Source organism: Pontimicrobium sp. MEBiC01747 (assembly GCF_053601635.1).
Window position 1 is genome coordinate 1 of the sequence record NZ_JBSHNS010000149.1, and the last position, 6,660, is coordinate 6,660.

Here is a 6,660-nt window from a genome sequence, read left to right on the forward strand (position 1 = left end):
ACTTTGTAATCCTGAGGAGGTATTAGCTGTATTAGCTACAGCGCCTCCTACTTTTTTGTTTATCAGCTGGCCTAAGTCGTCGTAGCTATTATTCACTATTAACTCTGGCGTGCCATTATTTATGGTTTGGCTTTGGGTTACTAATCTAGAAGCATGGTCGTAGGTAAAGGCATCGTTAGTTGTAATGGTTATTCCATTTTTAATGTGTTTACTTTCGGTTTCTAGCGTTTTTCCTACAAAGTCTAGAGCGGTTTTAACCTTATCGGTTGTATTTAAATAGCTGTTATGGCTTGCTATATAAATTGGTCGTGCTTTAGTGTCGTAATAGGTCGCACTGGTAATCCATTGGTTGGTCCCTAATACGCGTACTCTGCTTCCTGTGGCTAAACTAGTCGTATTACTAGTTGTTGTGTAGGTTTGTCCTGCTAGATTAAAAGTGCCAATATCTGGGATTACCGTAGCGATATCTTGAGGGTAAGTGTCGTAATAGTTTACGGTATAGACTTCTGTATTACTATTTGGTATTACTTTATTACTATAATAGAGAGAGGTATCTCCTATTGTAAATGGTGTGTTTAATTTATTTTCATTAAAAGAACCTTGTAAGTTAACGGCTTCTTGTAATTCTGTACGTCCAGAGTTATCATTTACTCCTGTTGGTGTAAATGTATGTTGTCCTGTATAGATCACTCTGTTGTAATCGTCGTATTTAGTAAATAGCCACTTATTGTTTATACGTTGGTTAGCGTCTTGTGTTAATACAGGTCTGTCTAACTTATCGTATACAATATACTCCCATGCTTTGCCTGGTATTTTCTTTTCTATCAGTCTATTTCTGTAATCGTAATGGTATTGGTAGCCTAATGCATCTACAACATCGGTGTTTATAGATTGCGAGGGTAGATTAACACTCATACTCGTATTTATACTGCTTAGTTCTCCACTTCCAGCAATATAAATATAACCATTTTGCACAGATAAGGTATAGTTATAGCCACTGCCTTGTATAGCGCCTAAAATTACATTAGGGATGGTTTGGTTTAATAGAACTGCTGGACCTAGTTTTAATTCTGTAGGGTTATTAAAACTTACATTAAAGTTAAGGCTTATCGTTTTTGCAGTAGCATCTACCGAGACATTAAAGGTTCCTGAACCTAATGTGTTAGGAACTCCTTTACTATTGGTTCCTACTAATTGTGTATAGGCATAGGTATTACTATAATTAGGGTAGTTATTATTATACAGCACTAGGTCACTTCCCTTTGGGGAGATCACATAGGTTAAGTTCCCATAATCATCATAAACATATTGGGTGTCATGCGCTACAGCTTCACTACCATTATCGGCATAGGTGCGTTTTAAAACAACTTGCCCTTGTTTGTTTTTAAATTCCTCGGTAGTGTGGTTTTTTAAATAGGTTTGTGTAGGACTCCAATTCTCATCTTTGGTAATGCTTTTATAGAGTTGGTTTTCGGCATAAGTACCATTATAGTATAGTTGTGGTTCTTCGGTTTTAGTTGTTGGAAAGATTACCGTGTAATAGGGTACTTCGTTTGCTAGATTGGTTTCGTATTCAAATTTTATGGTGTGATCTGTATCTGCTGTAGGGTCTACTTTCCAATCTGCTCCTGGTGCACCTTGCTCTAATATTCTTGATAATGGTGAGGCTTCTAGGTGTTTCTCGGAATAGGGGTTTGGGGTGGCATCTAGGTCTTCGCTATAATTAGTGTTGTAGTAGTTGTTAATACTTGGTATTGCGATTTGCTCGTTTGGTGTATAGTTTCCTAGGGTGAGATCAGTATAGGGTAAGTACTCCTTGGTTTGTCTTCCGTATGGGTCGTATACTACTGGGGTGATGATGTCTTTTACAAAGGTGTTGTTTATTTGTGCTAACGATAATTCTTGTCCGTCTAATCGTTGTAATAGGGGTTTGTAAAAGTATTGATAGGTATTTATGTCTGTGCTATTGTATAAATAGTTTCTAAATCGTGCTGTTGTAGTGTCAGGCTTCCATTTAAAGTCTACACCATTTGCTACTTTATTACCTTGTATGTCGTAAAGTCCGCTTTCTCCACTATTACCTCCTGTATAATTGTATGGATGGACTACGCCTACCATTAAATACCAAGTATCGACTTGTGGTAACTGTCCATAATAAAAGTAGGGGTTACTGTTTGTTGTACCATCTAAATTGTTTACATAGTATGGTCCATGGTAGGTGTAACCATCTGTGGTACTTCCTGTGCGTTTTACCCATGTGGTGTAACGATAACCTACTGTTTTGTCTACAGAAATTATATTTGTCATCCAACCTCCATCTGAACCTGCAGTTACATCACTACCACATTTCCATAATAAATCGGTGTTTCCAAAGGGAGTTATTCCATTAATAATTTCGTTCTCTTGTTCTGATCCCGATTTTGTAAAAACGGAATTGGTTGAATTTACATTTCCTATTTTCCAATCGTAAGTAAGCTCATTATTAGGATTTAAGACACCGCCTTGACGTAGTGCTATACTTTGTTCTGGCCTGCCTAAGCCATCGTAATAGGTTATCGTCTCATATTTATCTAATAGGGGTAAGGCCGCTATTTCTGCTTCATTTTGTACGGGTTGTTGGTAACTCGTGCTTTTTACATAGTTTTTAGTTGTTGTTTGCGCCATAGCTAATGTAGACACAAATACTGCTGCTAAGATGATTAGTAACTTTTTCATGTCGCTATTAGTTTTGAGTGGTGTAATTGTATTCGTTTTTACTTAATATATTGCCATCTTGGTCTTTGACGTATTTTAGGCGATAATGTTCGTCGTACTCGTAAGTTATTTTGTTACCTCTGGCATCAATAATGCTTTCTAAAACATCTCTATTAGGGAGATAATTATATTTTAATAATTGTGCATTAGGTAGCAAGTTAGAAAGTGTTTGTAACTGCGCAACAGTAATATTATCGTTTATAGTAATACCAGAACTATTAATAGCATTGGTATATTCAGTATGGGTACAGTTAATTAATTTTAATATGGGGTTACGGTTAGCAGACCATAAATACAATTGGGGTTCTCCGTTAGTCTGTTTTAGCTCTCTAGGGTTCCCCGCGGCATCATAACTAATATATTCTATACGATCTTCTAATAGATTAGTAGTGCCACTTTTTGAGGCAGCTACCTTTTGCATAGAGACATGAGTTCCCCAATTTTTATAGAGTGTTCTATTTAGAGACAGTGGTGTTTCGTTATTATTAGTATCTACAACTGTTGTTTTTACTTCTATTGGAGCGGCTACTCTATTTTGAGTCTCTAAATCCAGATAGGCTTGTCGTTGATCTGTACTAAGGTCTGTCATCGCATTTATGTATGGTGTAAAAGGATATGCCGTATACGTTTTAATTGTTTTACCATTACTTTGCTCACTTCTTGCTTCAATAGGTGATTTGGAAACTTCTGGATTGTATGTGTAAGTGTTTTTTGTTGTTATTGTTCTATAGAAAGAGTCGTGATACCCCTCTTGCCCTGTTTCACTTAAAGCATTATAATCTTCTGGATTTAAATAATCGGGATCATTATAATTGGTAACACCATCGCTATCATGATCATCATCCATCCATCCTTGATAAAAAAGATTTTGGTCTATTAAGGGTCTTTCATCAATATATGTTTTTTCTGTTGTACTGCTTAAAATAGGTGTATAGGCTATGGTTGAATATAAACCAAAATACAAATCGTAAAGAGAGGTTGTTGGATTAAATAGATTATTAACATTTTCCATTTTTCTCCCCCCAATATTTTTTATAGTATCACGGATGTAATAGTTGTAATTATATTTAGATTCTTTTATTTTATATAAATTGTCATTGTTGTTTCTATAAACGATTTCTTTTTCTAAAGTACCATTGTTTACACCTGTATTGGTATAGTTAGGCGTATTAATTTTAAAGCCTTGTTGTAGCATATAACGGTGTACAGAAACAGTTGTTTGATTAGGTGTAAAATCTCTAGATAATTGATTATGGTTTACCCTAAATTGTTTTTCTACACCACCTTGTTCGAAATTATCACCACCATAACTTACCGTTACATGGCGGTAGAAGTTCATGGCATCAGATCCTGGAAAATTTAAAGCACTGGCATTAGAGTTTAAAATAGCTTGGTAATTATCTTGTGTATACGATGTTCCAAAATCATCTGTACAAGAGGCTTGAGAGTGACTAAAACTTAAGAAGAATGGTGCGTAAACAGCAACTTGGCTATCATCTTCATGTGCTAAATTTATATTTTTAGCTTTTTTGTAATAATACCGTTTAGTATTAACCAAACCATTATCTGCATTATAGTCTTTTACGCGTTTTATGCGTAGCCCTAAACCATCGGTTTCATCAACACCAGAAATATAAGTAACACTGCAGTTTACATACATTGGTGTTGTGCTAAATAATGTAGCAGCATTAGAGGCATTGATATCATCGTTAGTATTTCTAAATTTAAGCTTGAAGAGGTAATTTTTACCTTGTTCTAAAGTGAATTCGTTAGAAATAAACGAGAATACATTTTGTTGGTTACCAGCATCATTAGCTGTATTAGGAAAAGCAAACACTTGAGACTGTATATCAGTTCGGTTGTTAAAATCAATAACTTCTAATAATACATTATCAGCATGAGTGCCTAAATCTCCTACTTCCAAAGTGTTTATGGTAAGGTTAAAGGTCACATTCTGTGTTTGAAAAACCGAAGCAGGAACCTCTTCACCAGGATCTGTTACAGTAATAGCACCTATACCAGAAACCACTTCGTATACCGAGTTAGGGCTCCAGCTAGGGTTTGCCGCTCCCATATTGCTGTATATTTGAAAGTGCTTGCTGTCATACTCTATTTTTTTCTCTACAGGTTCGTACTCAAAAGCAGTATATCCTCCAGTAGGAAAGTTTATTTTGGTTAGTATGCCTTTGGTAGCATATTCAAAATAGGGGTCCCTATCTGCTAATACGCCCGAAAGACTAGAAAATTGTATGCGTTCTTTTATTGCTGGATGGAGTCCTGGCATATGTGCTTCTACAAATTTTAAATGTTTTTCTGGTAATAAGTTAGTGTTGTTTGTAACCCCATTATAATAGCCTAAATAGTCTTGAGCGAAGGAATCTAAATCGGGTACCGAGGCTAAATCGTCGTACTCGAAAGTATAGTTGTATAACCTGTCTGACCAATTTTCACCTTTGAAGGCTACTTTGGTTAAAAAGAACTTGTCTTTATTTTGGCTAGAGGCTAAATTTCCTTCACTTGGCCAGTACTGTAAGTCGACTTGTTTAGTACCAAAATTAATATCTTTAAGTACACGGTAGTATTGATTTGCTGTAGTGACTTCATTAGAGTTAAAAACAATATCTGGTACGCCTGTATTACTCCAAATACGTTTTAAATACTTGCCATTATAAACAATATTTTTTGTTTTTTTTAATGGCGAGATATTACCAGTGCCATTAGATACACCTGTGCTACAACCTAAGTTTAAGGTGGCAAAATTAACACCAGTGGATAGGGTTTGATTTTTATAACTTAATACTTCGTATTGGTTTTTTGTGTAATATTCAAGTTGTATTCTATCGCCTAAATGGTTCTCTATTTTAGTCAAATAAAATGCTGTTTTTGCACGTTTGCCGTAGGTGTGTTGTCCTCCAGATCTATCAACAAATTGACTTTCTTCTGTTGCTAGTTCTGATGGCTGAGTTGCGCCTTGATGAAGTCCTGTATAACCTCCAAAATAATATTTAACACCATCGGCTGTAGTGATAACAAACTCTATATTGCTATTTTCATTAAAATCGCCAAGGACTTCTATTTTTAAATCATGTTCGTTTTTTATAACAATTGGGGTGACTTCTTTTATGGCTATGCCGTTTTGATGACCAGTAATCTTTACATCTAAAGCAAAGCTTCCTGAATAGCCCCCAAATGAAAAGTTAAACACATCGGCTTCTGTATCGTAATTGTCTGGTTTTGTTATTAATTCTCTAGTGACTACATCTAGATAATAACCCGATAGAAAATCAATGATTGGTGGGTTGTTGTTATCACAGTTTTGATTAAAATTATTAAGCCCAAAAAATTGTTCTAACATATTTTGATCATAACAGGTATAGTATACCGTTATATAGGTTATTAGGGTTTGCAAATCTTGTTCGTCATAAAAAAAGCGAGGCATAGAGGTCTCATCGGGTAAATCTTTAACAACTCTGGTGATCACTCCTCCTGCATTTAAACTCCAGTTGTTTCCTGTCCATGTTGGTAAATCACTTACCCTAACGCCGCTACCTCCATAAGATAAGGTTATGGGTAAATTTAATCCTCCTACTTTGTAGTTGTATAAGGGTATACTTGGGCTAATTTTTCCTGCAGTCTCATTAACAGGTATATCTCCGTATTTAGTGATTTGATACGCCTGCGGTGACGGTAATATGTAGTCGGGGAGTTCTTGAGATAAAAGCGTGTTAGTGCTTAGCACCATAATAATGGTACATACTAATAAAGGGAGTCTTTTCATAATTATAGAGATGATGGTTTTATGGTTATAATAGCGTAATCGTTAGATTATTATGTTAATAACGAGCATAATTAATACTTATTTTCTTACGATTCTTTTTTTTTGAAATTTTTTAACTTTTTTTTAAA

The 6,660-nt window shown here is 35.3% G+C and carries 2 protein-coding genes; both read right to left on the reverse strand.

Going from position 1 to position 6,660, the window contains the following annotated elements; all coding sequences use genetic code 11:
• Positions 1-2,715: DUF6443 domain-containing protein (locus ACVC2P_RS04100; protein WP_452597215.1), on the reverse strand; the 2,715-nt coding region annotated here is incomplete at its 3' end.
• A 7-nt stretch (positions 2,716-2,722) separates the two neighbouring features.
• Positions 2,723-6,532 carry a hypothetical protein gene (locus tag ACVC2P_RS04105; RefSeq protein ID WP_452597216.1) on the reverse strand — a complete coding sequence of 1,270 codons (3,810 nt, stop codon included), beginning with the start codon at positions 6,530-6,532 and terminating at the stop codon, positions 2,723-2,725.
• Positions 6,533-6,660: the final 128 nt, after the last annotated feature.

Bases quoted from the DNA above. Each gene is read 5' to 3' on its own strand.
- ACVC2P_RS04105 (WP_452597216.1), bottom strand. From the start codon at position 6,532: ATGAAAAGACTCCCTTTATTAGTATGTACCATTATTATGGTGCTAAGC.